Origin of the sequence: Corynebacterium guangdongense, assembly GCF_030408915.1 — a bacterium.
In the GTDB taxonomy this organism is placed as follows: Bacteria; Actinomycetota; Actinomycetes; order Mycobacteriales; family Mycobacteriaceae; genus Corynebacterium; species Corynebacterium guangdongense.
Genome location: NZ_CP047654.1, coordinates 2327863 through 2343316 on the forward strand (window position 1 = coordinate 2327863; position 15454 = coordinate 2343316).

13 protein-coding genes are annotated in these 15454 nt (G+C 66.1%); 3 read left to right on the top strand and 10 right to left on the bottom strand.

The features are described from left to right. Nucleotides 1–16: 16 nt before the first annotated feature. Both CGUA_RS10985 and CGUA_RS10990 read left to right on the top strand, forming a co-directional pair. The gene (locus CGUA_RS10985; protein ID WP_290195638.1) at nt 17–1993 is read left to right on the top strand and encodes an ATP-dependent DNA helicase; all 1977 of its coding nucleotides are present in this window, start codon (nt 17–19) and stop codon (nt 1991–1993) included. Between the two features lie 33 nt (nt 1994–2026). Further along, the gene (locus CGUA_RS10990; RefSeq protein WP_290195641.1) at nt 2027–2773 is read left to right on the top strand and encodes a Crp/Fnr family transcriptional regulator; all 747 of its coding nucleotides are present in this window, start codon (nt 2027–2029) and stop codon (nt 2771–2773) included. On the opposite strand, the gene CGUA_RS10995 is transcribed toward CGUA_RS10990, so the two are convergent. From CGUA_RS10995 to ctaD, 4 genes are all read right to left on the bottom strand, one after another. Beyond that, nucleotides 2770–3876 carry an MBL fold metallo-hydrolase gene (locus tag CGUA_RS10995; RefSeq protein WP_290195644.1) on the bottom strand — a complete coding sequence of 369 codons (1107 nt, stop codon included), beginning with the start codon at nt 3874–3876 and terminating at the stop codon, nt 2770–2772. The genes CGUA_RS10990 and CGUA_RS10995 overlap by 4 nt on opposite strands. A 167-nt stretch (nt 3877–4043) precedes the next feature. Beyond that, nucleotides 4044–4793, bottom strand: a complete 750-nt coding sequence (locus CGUA_RS11000) for a peptidyl-tRNA hydrolase (protein WP_290195646.1) — start codon at nt 4791–4793, stop codon at nt 4044–4046. Then, nucleotides 4793–6082, bottom strand: coding sequence for a phosphoserine phosphatase SerB (serB, locus tag CGUA_RS11005; RefSeq protein ID WP_290195648.1), 1290 nt, complete (start codon nt 6080–6082; stop codon nt 4793–4795). Before serB ends, CGUA_RS11000 begins: the two co-directional genes overlap by 1 nt. Before the next feature lie 95 nt (nt 6083–6177). Further along, nucleotides 6178–7929, bottom strand: coding sequence for an aa3-type cytochrome oxidase subunit I (gene ctaD, locus CGUA_RS11010; RefSeq protein WP_290195650.1), 1752 nt, complete (start codon nt 7927–7929; stop codon nt 6178–6180). 1119 nt (nt 7930–9048) lie between these two features. Here ctaD and CGUA_RS11015 point away from each other — a divergent pair. Further along, on the top strand, nt 9049–9771 hold the full coding sequence (locus tag CGUA_RS11015; RefSeq protein ID WP_290195652.1) for a FadR/GntR family transcriptional regulator: 723 nt from the start codon (nt 9049–9051) through the stop codon (nt 9769–9771). A gap of 18 nt (nt 9772–9789) precedes the next feature. On the opposite strand, the gene CGUA_RS11020 is transcribed toward CGUA_RS11015, so the two are convergent. The 6 genes from CGUA_RS11020 to CGUA_RS11045 all read right to left on the bottom strand — a co-directional run bounded on the left by CGUA_RS11020 (nt 9790) and on the right by CGUA_RS11045 (nt 15440). Continuing rightward, nucleotides 9790–10035 (bottom strand): hypothetical protein, encoded by a 246-nt coding sequence (locus tag CGUA_RS11020; RefSeq protein WP_290195654.1) that lies wholly within the window; start codon nt 10033–10035, stop codon nt 9790–9792. Nucleotides 10036–10203: 168 nt separating this feature from the next. Next, nucleotides 10204–12378, bottom strand: a complete 2175-nt coding sequence (gene nrdE, locus CGUA_RS11025; RefSeq protein WP_374725047.1) for a class 1b ribonucleoside-diphosphate reductase subunit alpha — start codon at nt 12376–12378, stop codon at nt 10204–10206. A 113-nt stretch (nt 12379–12491) separates the two neighbouring features. Further along, complete coding sequence (gene nrdI / locus CGUA_RS11030) at nt 12492–12935, bottom strand: class Ib ribonucleoside-diphosphate reductase assembly flavoprotein NrdI (protein ID WP_290195656.1); 444 nt, start codon at nt 12933–12935, stop codon at nt 12492–12494. Nucleotides 12936–13124: 189 nt separating this feature from the next. Beyond that, nucleotides 13125–13358 carry a glutaredoxin-like protein NrdH gene (gene nrdH / locus CGUA_RS11035; protein WP_290195657.1) on the bottom strand — a complete coding sequence of 78 codons (234 nt, stop codon included), beginning with the start codon at nt 13356–13358 and terminating at the stop codon, nt 13125–13127. Between the two features lie 451 nt (nt 13359–13809). Further along, a complete protein-coding gene (gene ykgO, locus CGUA_RS11040) occupies nt 13810–13932 on the bottom strand; it encodes a type B 50S ribosomal protein L36 (protein ID WP_005511141.1) in 123 nt (40 codons plus the stop codon). A 116-nt stretch (nt 13933–14048) separates the two neighbouring features. After that, nucleotides 14049–15440 (bottom strand): sugar porter family MFS transporter, encoded by a 1392-nt coding sequence (locus CGUA_RS11045; protein WP_290195658.1) that lies wholly within the window; start codon nt 15438–15440, stop codon nt 14049–14051. Nucleotides 15441–15454 lie beyond the last annotated feature (14 nt).

Sequence of the window (15454 nt, forward strand, 5' to 3'; positions counted from 1 at the left end):
GGTTAGACTGCTCGGCATGTCAGATTCTGCCGACCAGCCGTTGTCCGCCTCCACTGGGGAGCTGCTCAGCGCTGCCGTCACCGCGATCGGCGGCGCCCCCCGGCCGGGGCAGGTCGCGATGGCCGAGGCCGTGACCGCCGCCCTCGAGAAGGAGCGCCATCTCGCGGTCCAGGCCGGCACGGGCACCGGTAAATCCCTGGCCTACCTCGTCCCCGCCATCCGCCACGCGATGGCCACCGACTCAACCGTGATCGTCTCCACGGCGACGCTGGCCCTGCAGCGCCAGCTCGTCGACCGGGACCTGCCCCGCCTGGTCAAGGCGCTCGCCCCGCAGCTGCAGCGCGAGCCGACCTTCGCCATCATGAAGGGGCGAAACAACTATCTGTGCCTCAACAAGGTCGGCCAGGCCTCGCTGGAGCCGGACGCGCTCATCGACGAATCCGAGGTCTCCTGGCTGGGCCGGCAGGTCACCCGCCTGCACGACTGGGCCAACGACACGGACACCGGTGACCGCGACGAACTCGATCCCGGCGTTTCCGACCTGGCCTGGCGCCAGGTCTCGGTCAGCTCCTCGGAGTGCCTGGGCGCGTCCCGCTGCCCGCATGGCGCGGAGTGCTTCGCCGAGCTGGCCAAGGCGAAGGCCCAGGACGTCGACGTCGTCGTCACCAACCATGCGCTGCTGGCCATCGACGCGCTCTCCGACGCAATGATTCTGCCCGAGCACGACGTGGTCATCATCGATGAGGCCCACGAGCTCGACGGCCGCATCACCTCCGTGGCCACCAACGAGATCTCCGCCCGGTCCCTGCGACTGGCCGCCAAGCGCGCCGGCAAGCTCGGGGCCGAGGGCCGCGACGAGACCCTCGATTCCCTCGCCGACGACTTCGCAGTCCACACCAGCCTCATGGAGCCCGGCCGCTGGACCAACATCGACGAGCCGACCCGGGGAATGCTCGTCGGGCTTCGCGACGCCCTCTGGTCCCTCAAAAACACCATCGCCGCCCCGCCCGAGGGCGAGTCCACCAACGACCCGGAACGCTTCGCCGAGCGCCAGAACCTCAACAACCACCTCGGCGACCTCCACGACGCGCTGGTGCGCATCCTCGACGTCTTCGGCACCGAGGATCCCGCCTCCCACGACGACGTCGTCTGGATCGAGCGCTCCTCCCGCGACGCGGACACCCTGGCCGTCGCGCCGCTCTCGGTCGCCGAGATGCTGCACAACAAGCTCTTCGCGGAGCAGACCGTCGTGCTCGCCTCGGCGACGCTGACCGTGGGCGGCAACTTCGACGCCATGGCAGCGTCCTGGGGCCTGCCCAAGGGCGGCTGGGACTCCCTCAACGCGGGCACCCCCTTCGACCCGAAGAAGTCCGGCATCCTCTACACCGCCAAGCACCTGCCGACGCCCGGACGCGACGGACTCTCCGACGCCACCCTCGCTGAGATCGCCGGGCTCGTCACCGCCGCCGGCGGCCGCACCCTCGGTCTCTTCTCCTCCCGCCGCGCCGCCGAGCAGGCGGCCGAGGCCATGCGCCCCCGTCTCCCCTTCGACGTCATGGTTCAGGGCGAGGAAACCCTCGGCGTCCTCGTCGACAAGTTCAGCAAGAACGAGAACTCCTGCCTCTTCGGCACGCTCAGCCTGTGGCAGGGCGTCGACGTCCCCGGCAGTGCCCTGTCGCTGGTGATCATCGACCGCATCCCCTTCCCCCGCCCGGATGATCCGCTGCTGCAGGCCCGTTCCCAGGCCGCCGACGCCGCCGGCCGCTCCGGATTCATGGAGGTCTCCGCCACCCACGCGGCGCTGCTGATGGCCCAGGGCGCCGGCCGCCTGCTGCGCCACGTGGGCGACCGCGGCGTCGTCGCAGTCCTGGACAACCGGCTGGTGACCAAGCGCTACGGCTCCTTCCTGCGCGCCTCGATGCCGGACTTCTGGCAGACCACCGACCCCCAGGTGGTGCGGGGCGCACTGAAGCGGCTGGTGGAGTCACCCTAGCCGGTTTTTCACCGGACTCGATAGGATAAAACCATGGCTTCGAATCCGGTCCGCAGCTCCTGCGCGCACGCGCATTCCTGTTCCGCCGCCGTCCGCCTGCGGGCGATGGCGAACAGTCCGCTCCTCGGTGGCCTGACACCGGAGCAGCACCGGAAGCTCGACACCACGCTCAGCGCCTGGGCCTGGAACGAGGGCGACCCGCTTGTCATGGCAGGTGACATGGTCGAAGGCTCCTACCTCATCGTCGCAGGGCGAGCCCGGGTCACCAGGGACACGGTCGACGGCAAGGAAGTCACCGTGGACATCGCCGCCCCCGGCGACGTCGTCGGCCCCCTGTCGACCGTCACCGCCGAAGCGGCGGATTCCGTCTGGGCGATGGAGACCACCTGCGCGCTCTACCTGCCTGCAGACGCGCTCGCCGACGTGGTCCGGAACTACCCGGAAATCGCCCTGTCGATACTGGAGATGCAGAACGAGAAGCTCGCCCACTCACGCACCCGCAAGGTGGCGCAATCGACCCGGACCGTCGAGCAGCGGGTCGCCGAGGTGATTCTCCACCTCGATGAGAAACTCGGCCAGGTGCGCCCCGACGGTTCCCACCTGATTCAGGTGCGTGTCCGCCGCGACGACGTCGCCGGCATGGCGGGGACCACCATCGAGTCCGCCTCCCGGGCGATGAGCAGGATGAAGCGCGACGGTCTCATCGACTCCGGGCGCGAGTGGATCGTCGTCCTCGACGTCGACACGCTCCACGACCTGGCGGAGGGCCCCACGGACTAGCGCTCGCTCAGCGCCTGCTGATCAAGGACCTCGACCCCGTCGTCGCCGATGGTGAACACCATCAGATCCTCACCCAGGACGACCTCACCGTCGAAATTCTCCTTGGTGCGCGAGATCATCTCCTCGTCGGAGACGCCCTCGACCTTGCCCGGGATACCGTTGACGAAGTGGGTGTACACCGCCATACCCGGGTTGGCGTCCCGGAAGATCTCGCCGGCCTGCTCCGGGGTGGTGTGGTGCGAGATCACCTGCGGCAGAACGTCCGGATCCTGGAACGCGGCCACCTCGTGGATGAGCAGGTCGACGTTCTTGCCGTGCTCGACGACGTTGGGGTGCGGGATGGTGTCGCCGCTGATGAGCACGGAGTGCTCCCCGTAGTCGATGCGGTAGCCCTGCGAGGGAAGGATCACGTTGGCGGGATCGTGCTGGACGTCGAACATGGTGACTGTGAGGCCGTCCCTGTCCAGGACCACGCCTTCCTCGGTGAACTCCTCCCAGGCGATGCCGGTGGTCTCGAGGTCGAGCTCCCCGTCGGCGGCGCGAACCTGACGATCGTTCTCGAAGGCCGCGTAGAGATTGTCGACGATCGTGCCCACGCCCTCCGGCCCGTAGACCATGAAGTCACCGCCATCGCGTCCGCCGAACGCCGGGACGTATCCGGTCATCCACAGGTCGTCGACGCTCAGGACGTGGTCCGAGTGATAGTGCGTGAGGATCAGCCCGTCCAGCTCGCCCGCCTCAACACCCGCCTGGGTCAGGCGGATGACGGCGCCGCGCCCGGCGTCCACGAGGTAGTTCATGTCGCCGGCCTGGACGAGGATGGAGAACCCGAACCTTTCGGTGCTGGGCACCGGGCTGCCGGTGCCCAGCAGGGTGACGCGGAGCTCCCCCTCAGCCGGGGCGTCCTTGGCCGGGTGGGTGGATTCCACGACATCCACCGGAAAGTCGTTGGCGTTGATCTCGGCCGAGACCGAGGCGGCCGGGGTAACTTCCGCCGCCGTCGTGGCGCCGTCCGTCGTGGCGCAGGCGCTCAGCGCCAGCGCCGAAGAGACACCGAGGGAGAGAAGAATCGTGCTGAATCGTCGGGATCGGACCATGGACATGTCCACACCGCCTTTGATGATCTGGACTACATAAGGACAGAATATGCATCCTACGCAAATGCATCGCCATCAAAGGAATTACGTTTGCGCTCAGCGCCACATATTCTCCCCTGGCCCACCCCCGTCACGGACTGACGCGAACAGACTCCCTGGGTTGGGGCGGGATGCTATCCCCGCCCCGGCACCGCCACCACCGTCAGCGAATCGGGCTCGACCTCCGTGAAGCCCGCATCCCGCACCACAACGGCACCCTCGCGTTGCGCAAGCTCGAGAAGGTGGTCGCGGCTGACCTCCCGGACCTGGACGGAATAGCCCTGCCGGGCCCAGTCCTCCACCCAGCCGAACGGCTGCTGGGCGGCCAGGAGCATTGATCCGTGCCCGACCTGCGCGGCGGCCTTGCCCAGAGACATGTCCAGGGCAGCGTCGATCGCGATCGCGGGCAGACTCCGGTCGATCTCCCCCGGCTGGTCGGCAGGCAGCTCGGTGCCGCGAATCTGCAGCTTCCGGATCAGCGGGTCCACCTCCGACACCGCCGACGGAACAAACGCCCGGACCTGGGCGCCGTCGACCTCGACGGTGACCCCGGGTACCTTCTGGACGTCCTCCCACGACTTGTTCCGGGCACGCCGGGCGACCTTGCGGATCAGATGGTCGTACCAGGTCGTGACGCCGCGGTTCCATGCCTCATCGGTGATGACGCGGCCATCCAGGCAGACCCGGACCACCGCCTGGGCGGCGGCCTCCAGGAGCGCTGTCCTGGTCGGCGGCTCCTGCTTCGGAATGTTCAGCGCGATCTGCATGGCCTGCACGGTGCCAGGATCATCGGGATCCTCGGTGTGCGCACGTCGATCGTCTGTGACGCGCGCCGCCAGCAGGGCGTGCGCCTGCCGCAGCAGATCGGTGTCGGACTCACCCACTAGGCCAGCGCCACCTTGCGCGCGCTGCCGTCCAATTCATCGGAGTGGTCGATCTCGTGGCGTGGAATACCGAGGATGTAGAGGACCTCGTCCAGGAACGGGTGGTTGACCGAGGTGTCGGCGACCTCCTTCAGGGCCGGTTTCGCGTTGAAGGCGATGCCCAGGCCGGCGGCGGAGATCATGTCGATGTCGTTGGCGCCGTCGCCGACGGCCACGGTCTGATCCATGCGGATGCCGGACTCCTCGGCAAACTCCCGCAGGAGACGTGCCTTGGCGGCGCGGTCGACGACGTCGCCGATGACCCGTCCGGTGAGCTTGCCGTCGACGATCTCGAGGGTGTTCGCGCGCATGTAGTCGAGCTCGAGTTCCTCCGCCAGGCCATCCAGGACCTGATTGAAGCCGCCCGACACCACGGCGGTGCGGTAGCCCAGCTTGTTCAGCGTACGGATGGTGGTTCGGGCGCCCGGGGTCAGCTCGATGTCGGCGGCGACCTGGTCGATGACCGAGGCATCCAGACCGGCCAGGGCCTTCACGCGCTCGCGGAGGGAGGCCTCGAAGTCGAGTTCACCGCGCATGGCGCGCTCGGTGACCGCCGCGACCTCCGCCTCGCGCCCGGCGTGCGCGGCGAGCATCTCGATGACCTCGCCGGTGATCAGCGTCGAGTCGCAGTCGAAGCACACCAGCCGCTTCGAGCGCCGCGACAGGCCGGCGCGCTCGATGGCGATGTCGACGTTGAGCTGGGTGGTCAGCTCGGCGAGGGCCTTGCGCAGGGAGACTCCCCCGCCCGGGGCCGGGTTATCCACCGTGATCGACAGCTCCAGGCCGGTGAGCGGATAATCCGCGATCCCCCGGATGCGGTCGATGTTCGCGTTGTAGTTCGTCAGGGTCTGGGCGACAGAAGTGACGTCCTCCGCGGTCACCGGGTTGCCGAGAACGACGACCACGTGCGTGGAACGGGGGCGTGCCATGGTCTTGGTCCCCTCCCCTGTCTCGACGGTGACGGACTGCCCGTGGACACGCAGGGTGTCCTCGAGTCCGGTGCGCAGCGCCACGAGGCGAGAGGGTTCGACTCCGACGAAGGCGGCCAGCGAGAGGTGGCCGCGGAACTGGGCCTGCTCGACGTCGAGCAGCTGGACCTTCTGGGCGGTCAGCACCCGGAAGAAGGCGGCGGAGACACCCGGGTGGTCCTTGCCGGTGGTGGTGAGAATCGCGGGTTCGAGGCCGGGCTGGAGTTCAACCTGGAGTGCCGCGGTGGATGGGGACGCTGGTGATTCAGTCACGGGTCTCATTCTGTCATGACGGGTGAATATATGAATCTCGCCCCTTCGCGGGGAGCGAGGGGGCGAGAAAACCATCTCAGGAGGGAGATGTCAGTTGCTGACGGCTAGCGCGCCGCAACGCTGTCCTTGGACGGGGACTGCACCTTTGCGGTGCGCTCGTCGTCGTGGCCACCGGTGTGTGCCTCGCGACGCATGCGCTCCACCATGTGCGGGTAGTGCAGCTCGAAGGCGGGACGCTCGGAGCGGATACGCGGCAGGGAGACGAAGTTGTGGCGCGGCGGCGGGCAGGAGGTGGCCCACTCCAGGGAGTTGCCGTAGCCCCACGGGTCGTCGACGGTGACGACCTCGCCGTAGCGCCAGGACTTGAAGACGTTCCAGACGAACGGGATGACGGAGGCGCCCAGCACGAAGGAGAAGATCGTGGAGATCTGGTTGAACAGGGTGAAGCCGTCGGAGTCCAGGTAGTCGGCGTAGCGGCGCGGCATGCCCATGTTGCCCAGCCAGTGCTGGATGAGGAAGGTGCCGTGGAAGCCGACGAAGGTCAGCCAGAAGTGGATCTTGCCCAGGCGCTCGTCGAGCATGCGCCCGGTCATCTTCGGGAACCAGAAGTAGACGCCCGCGAAGGAGGCGAAGACGACGGTGCCGAAGAGGGTGTAGTGGAAGTGGGCGATCAGGAAGTAGGAATCAGCCAGGTGGAAGTCCAGCGGCGGGGAGGCCAGCATGATGCCGGTCATGCCGCCGAAGAGGAAGGTCGCCAGGAAGCCGACGGCGAAGATCATCGGAGTGTTCCAGGTGATGTGGCCGTTCCACATGGTGCCGGTCCAGTTGAAGAACTTCACGCCGGTGGGCACCGCGATCAGGAAGGTCATGAACGAGAAGAACGGCAGCAGCACAGCGCCGGTGACGAACATGTGGTGCGCCCAGACCGCCATGGAGAGGGAGCCGATGGCCAGGGTGGCGAAGACCAGTCCGATGTAGCCGAAGATGGGCTTGCGGGAGAAGACCGGGATGACCTCGGAGATGACGCCGAAGAACGGCAGGGCGAGGACGTAGACCTCGGGGTGGCCGAAGAACCAGAACAGGTGCTGCCACAGGATGGCGCCGCCGTTGGCGGTGTCGTAGATGTGGCCGCCGAGCTTGCGGTCGTAGAGGACGCCGAGCGCGGCCGCCAGCAGCAGCGGGAAGACCATCAGCGCGATGACGGAGGTGGTGAAGATCGACCAGGTGAAGACCGACATACGGAACATGGTCATGCCGGGAGCGCGCAGCGTCAGGATGGTGGTGATCATGTTGATCGCGGAGGCGACGGTGCCGACGCCGGTCGCGCCGACGCCGATGATCCACATGTCGGCTCCGATGCCCGGGGTATGGACCGAGTCAGCCAGTGGCATGTACATGGTCCAGCCGAAGTCGGCCGCGCCGCCCGGGGTCAGGAAGCCGGACAGCATGACGATGCCGCCGACGGTGGTGATCCAGAAGCCGAAGGCGTTGAGACGCGGGAAGGCCACGTCCGGGGCGCCGATCTGCAGCGGGATGACGTAGTTGGCGAAGCCCCAGACGATCGGAGTACCGAAGAGCAGCAGCATGACGGTGCCGTGCATGGTGAACAGCTGGTTGAACTGCTCGTTGGAGAGGAACTGCAGACCCGGGGAGAAGAGCTCCGCACGGATCAGCAGCGCCATGAGACCACCTAGGAAGAAGAAGCTGAAGCTCATGATGATGTACATGATGCCGAGCTGCTTGTGGTCGGTGGTGATGAAAGAGTTCCAGAGTTTCGAGCCCAGACGGCTACTGCCGGTCGGCTCTGGACGTACCGGAGCGACGTAGTCGTCGATCCTCGGCGCCACAGCGGTCATTCGATCCTCCTGATGTCATAACGCGTCCGCAGGTTCACGGGCGCGCCACTTGTCGTGCCGCTTCATCCTAGGAGATGTCACGGAGTTACTTCCAGCCACTACAGGCCGGGGACAAGAAAGAGTGTAGTCGCAGGGAATGCAGAGGAAATTTGTATTTGACAGGCACTTTCGCCAGCTACCTGCGGTTGACGACATGCGTCACACCAATACAGGTGACCGACGACACTTTCGGTGCCAGCTTTCCTCCAGCCCAGGTGACCGGAACCCCTTTCCACCCACCCCCGCTTGGTGTCCATCCAAAGGTTGAACCGTGCCCCTCAGAGGCGATTGGCGGGGAGGGCCGGGGGATGGAAATGCCTGGCCAGAAAGTCACCGGGGGGGCCGCAGGACCGGCAGGGGCCCGGAAGGTTCGCGTCGGCGCGGACGGGAGCAGCCACGGGCGAACGGGCCGGCCGAAAGCCTCACCCGCAATGTAGCGGAAGAAGTGCCCCCGTCCGCCCGACCCCTCGCACATATTCACGACGTGACCGACCCCGACGCCGGAGATGAATCAGGCACTGAGCGTAAGCCGGATGGCCCGGCAAGCACAGGGATGACCGGAGCCCTAAGAGATAAGGAAAGGATCGGGACGACCCTCTCCTTCCACCCATCGACGCCGTCCCCCGCAACCCAGGGTCCTATTGGGCCCCACGGGGACGCCCGCCCCCTCGTCCTTGCCCACCGGGGACCCCGCGCGCCCCCACTTTCAGGGGCAGAGACGACGCGGGCGTCCCCTCTGACGGGGGTGGCGAGTCGGACTCGAGGTCAGCACACCACGGAGTGGCCACCCCGGAAGCAGTCTGGTGGACGCCCGCCCCCGGACATCGAAGGCCACCCTCAGCATGTTCGGCCCGGGACCGTTGCCCACCCGGGCGGCACGGCAGTCTCGGGGGAGATTCCGGCCGCGCCCCCATAGGCTTTTCTTTATCGATACACGCGATCACCGAGAGGCCACACCTCGGCCAGGTTTCGTGTCCGGTTGGGGGTGGCTTTACGATTGAGGTGAGACCAAATACTATAGGATTGACTAAAGGTAATCTGTATCTCTAGAAATCCAGTCGCACCCTAGGAGCCCACTCCATGTCACCCAGCATTCCTGGATCCACCGGAGCAGCCACTCCCCTGCTCGCCTCAGTACTGGAGGAGCTCGGCCGCCAGATCGTTGCCGGTGACCTGCCCGAAGGACGCACCTTCACCCTCCAGGACATTTCCGACCGTTTCGGGATTTCCCGCACCGTCGCCCGCGAGACCATGCGCGCGCTCGAACAGATGGGGCTGGTGTCCTCCTCCCGTCGGGTCGGCATCACCGTCCTGCCCCGCACCCACTGGGCGGTGTTCGACCCGACCATCATCGAGTGGCGTCTCGGCAGCGAGCGCGAGCGCGACCTTCAGCTGCGCTCCTTGACGGAGCTGCGCATCTCGGTTGAGCCGATCGCGGCCGCCAACGCCGCCCGCAACGCCACCGAGGTGCAGCGCCGGGAGCTGGTGGAACTGGCGGCCACTCTGCGTGAGCTCGGCACCGGCGGGCAAGGCACCGCCGACGAGTTCCTCACCGCGGACATCCGCTTCCACCAGCTTCTCCTCGAGGCCTCCGGCAACGAGATGTTCATCGCCCTGGCCCCGACCCTGGTTCCCGCACTGGAAGGCCGCACCCACGCCGGGCTGATGCCGCAGGCTCCGGAGGAGGTGGCTCTGCAGGCCCACGAGCGTCTGGCCGCCTGCATCCGCGATTCCGACTTCGACGGTGCGGAGGAGGCCTCCCGCGAGCTGCTCACCGAGGTCCGCACCGCCCTGCACGCGTAATTTTCTCCGCCCCGGGGCTTATCGACGCCCGCGACCCGGCTTCCCCGTCGGGACCCGGAATCCGGCGCCGAAGTCCTGGGGCGTCCGCATCCTGCCGAAGGCCGCGCCCAGCGTGAGGTGGACGCCGACGAGGAGTCCGACGATCAGCAGGATTACGCCGAGAATCTGGGCGGTGCCGGTGTAGTTGCTGATCATGAGGATTCCCCCCACCGCAGCCACCGTCGCGATGAGGAGCTCCACCAGGATCTGTATCAGCAACTTCACGACTTTCCGCTCCTTCTGGTTCTTAGCTGTTTTCCCAGGCCACGACGGCCATTGTCCCTACGCTAGCAGAGCGGTCCCCCACCCTGGCGAGCCCGCCTCCTCGCGTCGGCACCCGGAAAAGGGCGGAAGCCCCCACCGTCTGGTGGGGACTTCCGCCCTTTCAGCCGATTAGAGCATGCAGGAAACGCAGCCCTCGATCTCAGTGCCGGCCAGCGCCATCTGGCGCAGGCGGATGTAGTACAGGGACTTGATGCCCTTGGTCCAGGCGTAGATCTGGGCCTTGTTGATGTCGCGGGTGGTGACGGTGTCCTTGAAGAACAGCGTCAGGGACAGACCCTGGTCGACGTACTTGGTGGCCTCAGCGTAGGTGTCGATGATCTTCTCGTAGCCGATCTCGTACGCGTCCTCGAAGAACTCGAGGTTCTCGTTGTCCATGTGCGGCGCCGGGTAGTAGACGCGACCGATCTTGCCTTCCTTGCGGATCTCAATCTTGGAGGCGATCGGATGGATCGAGGATGTCGAGTTGTTGATGTAGGAGATGGATCCGGTCGGCGGGACGGCCTGGAGGTAGGCGTTGTAGATGCCGTGCTCCATCACGTCGGCCTTGAGCTGGGCCCAGTCCTCGGCGGTCGGGGTGTGGATGGAGGAGCCGGCGAAAAGTTCCTTGACCTTGTCCGTCTTCGGGGCGAAGTCGGCCGGGTCGTAGCGGTCGAAGAAGGATCCGTCGGCGTAGTCGGAGTCCCTGAACATCGCGAAGGTCTCGCCGCGCTCGCGGGCGATCTTGTTGGACGCCTTGATCGCGGCGAACATGACGGCGGCGAAGTAGGCGTTGGTGAAGTCCAGGCCCTCCTCGGAGCCGTAGTGGACGTGCTCGCGGCCGAGGTAGCCGTGCAGGTTCATCTGGCCCAGCCCGATGGCGTGGGACTTGTCGTTGCCCTCACGGATGGAGGGCACGGAGTCGATGGCGGTGTTGTCCGCGACGGAGGTCAGGGCGCGGATGGAGGTCTCGACGGTCTTGGCGAAATCCGGGGAGTCCATGGTCAGCGCGATGTTGAGGGAGCCCAGGTTGCAGGAGATGTCGTCGCCGATCTCGGCGTAGGTGAGGTCCTCGTTGAACTCGGACGGGGAGTTGACCTGCAGGATCTCCGAGCACAGGTTGGACATGTTGATCCGGCCGACCTTCTTGAGCGGGTTGGCGGCGTTGGCGGTGTCCTCGTACATGATGTACGGGTAGCCGGACTCGAACTGGATCTCGGCCAACGTCTGGAAGAACTGACGGGCGTCGATCTTGGTCTTGCGGATGCGTGCGTCCTCGACCATCTCGTGGTACTTCTCGGTCACCGAGATGTCCCCGAAAGGCTTGCCGTAGACGCGCTCGACGTCGTACGGGCTGAAGAGATACATCGGCTGCTTCTTCTTGGCCAGCTCGAAGGTGATGTCCGGGATGACCACGCCCAGGGAGAGGGTCTTGATGCGGATCTTCTCGTCCGCGTTCTCACGCTTGGTGTCGAGGAAGGAGAGAATGTCCGGGTGGTGCGCGTTGAGGTAGACGGCACCGGCGCCCTGGCGCGCGCCCAGCTGGTTGGCGTAGGAGAAGGAATCCTCGAGCAGCTTCATGACCGGGATGACGCCCGAGGACTGGTTCTCGATGTGCTTGATCGGCGCCCCGGACTCGCGGATGTTGCTCAGCAGCAGGGCGACGCCACCACCGCGCTTGGACAGCTGCAGGGAGGAGTTGATGGCACGGCCGATGGACTCCATGTTGTCCTCGATGCGCAGCAGGAAGCAGGAGACGAGCTCGCCGCGCTGGGCCTTGCCGGCGTTGAGGAAGGTCGGGGTGGCCGGCTGGAAACGACCGGACATGATCTCGTCGACCAGGTTCTCCGCCAGGCGGGGGTCGCCCTCGGCGAGGAAGAGCGCGGTCATGGAGACGCGGTCCTCGAAACGCTCCAGGTAGCGCTTACCGTCGAAGGTCTTGAGCGTGTAGGAGGTGTAGTACTTGTACGCGCCCAGGAAGGACCGGAAGCGGAACTTGTAGGCGTAGGCGCGCTTGTACAGGTCCTTGATGAACTGGAAGTCGTACTGCGCGAGCACCTCCGGCTCGTAGTACTTGTTCTCGACCAGGTACTTCATCTTCTCTTCCAGGTCATGGAAGTAGACGGTGTTCTGGTTGACGTGCTGCAGGAAGAACTGGTTCGCAGCCTCGCGGTCCATGTCGAACTGGATGTTGCCGGACTCGTCGTAGAGGTTCAGCAGTGCGTTGAGGGCATGGTAGTCGAGCTGAGCGTGGGGGTTAGCCGGCTCGGCGACGGACTTGCCGTAGGACTCCGTGGTGATGCTCACGTTCGCAGTGGCCTTTCTGAAGCGGTGCATGTCGTTGCCATGTATATCAGGGATATCTCCGGCCCGGCATGTCGGGTTGAAGCGGTCGGGTTGAGGGGGACGGTGGTGGAAACTCAGGCGTCGGTGGCGGTCAGCGGCTCCAGGCCGAGCTGCTCCGCATTCTCGAGGAGGCCGGCGCGCAGGGTGCGGACGTCCTCCTCGGTGCCGAGCAGCTCGTAGCGGTAGACGTAGGGCACCCCGCATTTGGCCGAGATGACCTCGCCGGCTCTGCCGTAGTCGACGCCGAAGTTGGTGTTGCCGCCCGAGACTACGCAACGGATGAGCCTGCGGTTGTGCTCGTCATTGAGGAAGCGGATGACCTGGGGCGGGACCGGCCGGCTGTTCTGGTGGCTCATCGAGGCGCCGCCCCCGTAGGTCGGCACGATCAGGCAGTACGGCTCGTCGACGCTCAGCGGCTCATCCTGCCTGTGCAGCGGGATGCGCACGTTGGGCAGCCCCAGCTTGTCGACGAACTTCTTCGTGTTCTCGGTCGCGGAGGAGAAATACACGATCAACACGAGCGATTCACTTCCCTTCTCACGTTCCGGCGGGGCGGGGCGCCGGTGCCTGGCGCAGAAAAAGCCGCCCTGTCCGTTCAGCCGGGCCAAAGACAAGACGGCGGTGCGGGGATAAGGGGCCGGAGTTCCGACTCCCGTGGAGAGCTCTTGCTCCCTTGTCCCCGCGGGACCTGCGGGGTGGCCGGGCGTCTAGGCGGCCTGGGCGACGAGGTTCTTGATGCGGTCCGGGCGGAAGCCGGACCAGTGCTCGCCGTCGACCTCGACGACCGGGGCCTGGAGGTAGCCGAGGGCGAGGACGTAGTCGCGCGCCTCGTCGTCGACGGAGACGTCGACGGTCGTGTAGTCGAGTCCGGCGCGGTCGAGGGCCTTCTTGGTGGCGTTGCACTGGACGCAGGCTGGCTTGGTGTAGAGGGTGATGGCCATGGGAGTCACTTCCTTCGGTGGGTGGCCCGGCCCTTGGTCGACCTGTGGGGGATGGTCACGCCAGGAGGCGCCGAGCTTCTTATATGGTTCTACGTCCGGTCGTTTCCGGAAGCTGGTCTTATCCCCGGCTTCCGTTCCCGGCGACATGAAATGACACTATCCGTTGTGGGAATATTTCGCAAAGAGCACTACATGTAGTAGTTACAGCCATGAAACTCGCAGGATGCCGCCCACCCCGAGCCCACATGTGGTCCTCTGCCTCGAGGGGGTCACCAGGGCACGTAACTACCCGGATGTAATTCCCCCAGCTGGCGCCGAAAATAGTTATCTTTTTGTAACATTTCCCGATCCGGGGCGGCGCCGGGGACGCCCGTCCGGAAAATGAAATCGGGCACCACACGTGGTGTGGTGCCCGATTCCGGGAATCGTCTCAGAAACGAGACGCGACCTCTTAGCCCTGGCGAGCCTTGAAGCGCGGCTCCTTCTTGTTGATGACGTAGACCTTGCCGCGACGACGCACGACCTGGGCGCCCGGCTTGTTTTTCAGCGACCGAAGCGACTTGCGGACCTTCATCGGGCGCTCCTTTCTCTCTGCGCTCTAAATAGCGGATGGTGACTAGTTTGTAGCTAGCACGGTCCCGGCAGAAAACCGGGCCATGACACGAGGGTAAAGAGTACCGGAGCAGGCCCCTAAGAACCAAACCGTCCCCGGAATGCCTCTCCCACCTCTTCCAGGCTGCGCCCGCGCGTCTCCGGAACCGCGGCCCGGACGAAACCGAGCGCGGCGAGGCCGAGGCCGGCGAAGATGAGGAACGTCGTGGTCGCGGACACGGCGTCGACCAGCGGCAGGAAGAACTGCGCGACCGCCCAGTTGGCCGTCCAGAGGGCGAGACCCGCCAGGCCCATGCCCAGGCCGCGCACCTGGACCGGGACAATCTCGGAGATGAGCAGCCACGTCGTCGGCGAGACGGCGGCCTGCTGGGAGGCAATGAAGATCGCCATGACGGCGAGGGCCACGAAGGCCAGAGCTGCGTTGCCCTCCGCCGCCCGATAGGTGAAGGCCAGGACGACCAGCGCGACGACGTTGACCGTCAGTCCGAGGGTCAGCAGAGTGCGCCGACCAATGCGGTCAATGATCTGCAGCCCGACCAGGCACGCGAGGACGGAGACGGCGCCGATGATGATCGACGTGTAGATGGAGTTTTCGACGCTCATACCCAGCTGACTCATCAACGTGGGGGCGAAGTAGACGATGGCGTTGACACCGGTGATCTGCTGGATGACGCCGATGAAGGCGGCCACCCCGACGGCAATCCGGAGCCAGCCGACCGACCGCAGGGCCTGCCACTCCCCTGCTGTGGCCCGCTTCTCGGCCCCGTCGCGGGTGAGCACGGAGAGCTCCCCCAGGCTCATACCGGCCCGTCGGGCGGTCTCGCGGGCCTCGTCCATGCGGCCCTTGCCCGCCAACCAAACCGGGGTGTCCGGCAGGAACCACATGCCGACGGCGAGGACCGCGCCGGGGACGGCGGCCATGCCCAGCATCGCCTCCCAGGAACCGGTGCCGGCCAGGAGGGAGTTGACGAGGTAGGCGAGCAACTGACCGACCACGATCATGAAGGTGTTCAGCGACACCATCCTGCCCCGGACCCGGGCCGGGGACTTCTCCGAGATGTACATCGGTACGACGACGGAGACCGCGCCGACGGCCACGCCCAGGAAGGTTCGGGCGGCGGCGAGCATCTCCGTCGAGGTGGCGAAGGAGCACCACAGGGAACCGGCGACGAAGATGAGCCCGCCGATGATGAGCGTCAGCCGACGGCCCAGCCAGTCGGCGACCCGGCCGCCGGAGAGCGCGCCGACCGCTGCGCCCACGAGCAGCATGGAGGTCACCCACCCCTCTTCGGCGGAGGTCATGGCGAACTCCGGGGCGACGAAGAGGAGGGCGCCGGACATGACGCCGGTGTCGTAGCCGAAGAGGAGGCCGCCGAACGCGGCGACGAGGGCGACGGTGCGAACATAACGGCGCGTCTGCGGGGTCGAGACGTCCGGGTTCGTCGGATCTTTTCCGGTGCTGCTGGTCATGGACGAAGATTCTG

Coding starts and splice junctions, on each gene's coding strand:
- CGUA_RS10985 (WP_290195638.1), top strand. CDS start 17: ATGTCAGATTCTGCCGACCAGCCGTTGTCCGCCTCCACTGGGGAGCTG.
- CGUA_RS10990 (WP_290195641.1), top strand. CDS start 2,027: ATGGCTTCGAATCCGGTCCGCAGCTCCTGCGCGCACGCGCATTCCTGT.
- CGUA_RS10995 (WP_290195644.1), bottom strand. CDS start 3,876: ATGTCCATGGTCCGATCCCGACGATTCAGCACGATTCTTCTCTCCCTC.
- serB (WP_290195648.1), bottom strand. CDS start 6,082: ATGAGACCCGTGACTGAATCACCAGCGTCCCCATCCACCGCGGCACTC.
- ctaD (WP_290195650.1), bottom strand. CDS start 7,929: ATGACCGCTGTGGCGCCGAGGATCGACGACTACGTCGCTCCGGTACGT.
- CGUA_RS11015 (WP_290195652.1), top strand. CDS start 9,049: ATGTCACCCAGCATTCCTGGATCCACCGGAGCAGCCACTCCCCTGCTC.
- nrdH (WP_290195657.1), bottom strand. CDS start 13,358: ATGGCCATCACCCTCTACACCAAGCCAGCCTGCGTCCAGTGCAACGCC.
- ykgO (WP_005511141.1), bottom strand. CDS start 13,932: ATGAAGGTCCGCAAGTCGCTTCGGTCGCTGAAAAACAAGCCGGGCGCC.
- CGUA_RS11045 (WP_290195658.1), bottom strand. CDS start 15,440: ATGACCAGCAGCACCGGAAAAGATCCGACGAACCCGGACGTCTCGACC.